Source organism: Palleronia pontilimi (assembly GCF_016412875.1).
Classification (GTDB): domain Bacteria; phylum Pseudomonadota; class Alphaproteobacteria; order Rhodobacterales; family Rhodobacteraceae; genus Palleronia; species Palleronia pontilimi.
In genome coordinates this window covers 1-1,578 of the sequence record NZ_JAEKPD010000041.1, presented here as the reverse complement: position 1 = coordinate 1,578, position 1,578 = coordinate 1, and the positions used below count along the sequence as shown (strand labels likewise).

At 56.1% G+C, this 1,578-nt stretch carries 3 protein-coding genes; 2 read left to right on the top strand and 1 reads right to left on the bottom strand.

All coding sequences use genetic code 11. From position 1 onward, the window contains the following. A partial coding sequence (locus ILP92_RS18330) for a hypothetical protein (protein ID WP_214650095.1) occupies window positions 1-350 on the top strand: 350 nt, incomplete at its 5' end. A 201-nt stretch (window positions 351-551) separates the two neighbouring features. Here ILP92_RS18330 and ILP92_RS18185 read toward each other — a convergent pair. Then, complete coding sequence (locus ILP92_RS18185) at window positions 552-1,178, bottom strand: dienelactone hydrolase family protein (RefSeq protein WP_198917830.1); 627 nt, start codon at window positions 1,176-1,178, stop codon at window positions 552-554. 54 nt (window positions 1,179-1,232) lie between these two features. Between ILP92_RS18185 and ILP92_RS18180 the strand changes: the two genes are divergently transcribed. Then, window positions 1,233-1,451, top strand: coding sequence for a YdeI/OmpD-associated family protein (locus ILP92_RS18180; RefSeq protein ID WP_198917829.1), 219 nt, complete (start codon window positions 1,233-1,235; stop codon window positions 1,449-1,451). The last annotated feature ends 127 nt before the right edge of the window (window positions 1,452-1,578 follow it).

The following is a 1,578-nucleotide window of genomic DNA, read 5'->3' as shown; positions in this document are numbered from 1 at the left end:
ACGACCTAAGGACCCAGCGCGACATCGCAGAGAAGGCGGCGCAGCAAGCTCGAAAGAAGCTCGTGCCGGACGAACGGATCACTGCAAGGATGGTCGCCCAGTTCGATGAACTTATGCAACATGCGCTCACGCAGGACGATCCGCCGCTTCGGCGTGCATACCTCCGCGCCGTCGTTGGAAAGATCGAGATCGACGAAACCGAGGTCCGGATTCACCCTCGGGGCAATCCGAATTCTACAAGCGCTTTCCGGGCACGGAATGGCACGAGGCTCCCAGCCGAAACAACTCCACGCAGAGTGCAGCTGCCTGCTCCGATGAAAGCGCTTGGCAAGCAAAGAGCTGCGGCCTAAAAAATTCGGTTACATTTGTCATGTTAGCGCTGCGGTCTTCTTCAGCATTGATGCCGACAGCTTTGCTTAAATCTTGGCAATCGAATGATTCTCAGCTGTAAAAATATTTCCCGCTTATCCACCAAAGAAAGCAACGGCATCAGCACTCAACCCTTCTGTCCTGAAAGTCAGCCGTGCAGACTCTGCTGCCGTCAGTGGTTGTCAGCTTGCCAGGGTTGCACGAAGGAACTCGATGTCCCGTTCCAACGCCTGTCTCGCACTCGGTGCATCAAATTCGGCGCTTCGGTCTGATTCCGCAAACCAATGCGTCGTGCCCGGGTAGTGATGGCTTTGGTATGCACAACTGGACTTGCTGATGGCGCGTTCCATGTTCTTGCGTGCATTCGGCGGGACCCAATCATCTTTCTCTGCAAAATGCGCAAGAATGTCGGCCTGACTCTGGTCGAAACTACCTCCTCGCGCCGCATAGTAAAGAACCGTGGCTGAAATCCCGTATTCTGGTCGCTGCGACAGCCAAACCGCCCAGTGCCCGCCCATCGAGAAGCCGACGACACCGACCTTGAGGTCTCCTCTCCCTGCGCAGCGCAAGGCTCCGATGTCAGCGGCAAGGCTCTTATACATCGGCGTGCGACGTGGACGCCCGCGCAGCGCCCTTGCTTGTGCCACTGTCTTTGCAACACGTCCGTCGAAGAGGTCAGCGAGCCCGGTCACGAAGCCCGCGGCTGCAAGCGCATTCCCGTATTGCCGAAAAGAGTCCGTTAACCCCCACCATGAGTGGATGATAAGAACGGCGCCCAGCGGACGATTTGGTGTTTCCAGCACTTGCATGGTATCAACATACCAAGAGAGAGAGGTGCTGTCTTGAAACGACCCGCACACCCAATGCCCGATTTCGTCCGGAAGGCACTGGAGTCGGCAGGTTTGAAAGACCGCTATGATCGGCGCCCTTGGTATCAGCGAAATGACTACCTCGGTTGGATACGCAACGCGAAACGCGAAGAAACGAAACAGAAACGTCTCGACCAGATGCTGCGCGAACTCAAAGCGGGCAACGCCTACATGAATATGAATTGGCAACCCGGGTCGAGTTCAGACCAGTAACAGAAGGGCAAGGAACGGCGAATCTGGGCTCGAAGTCGACATTGCGCTTCCGGTCTCTTAAACGCCTATCTGAACTACAAATGCACCGGGCCGCCATCAAGGCCAGCATAGCCCGTATTCCTTTGAA

Bases quoted from the DNA above. Each gene is read 5' to 3' on its own strand.
- ILP92_RS18185 (WP_198917830.1), bottom strand. From the start codon at position 1,178: ATGCAAGTGCTGGAAACACCAAATCGTCCGCTGGGCGCCGTTCTTATC.
- ILP92_RS18180 (WP_198917829.1), top strand. From the start codon at position 1,233: ATGCCCGATTTCGTCCGGAAGGCACTGGAGTCGGCAGGTTTGAAAGAC.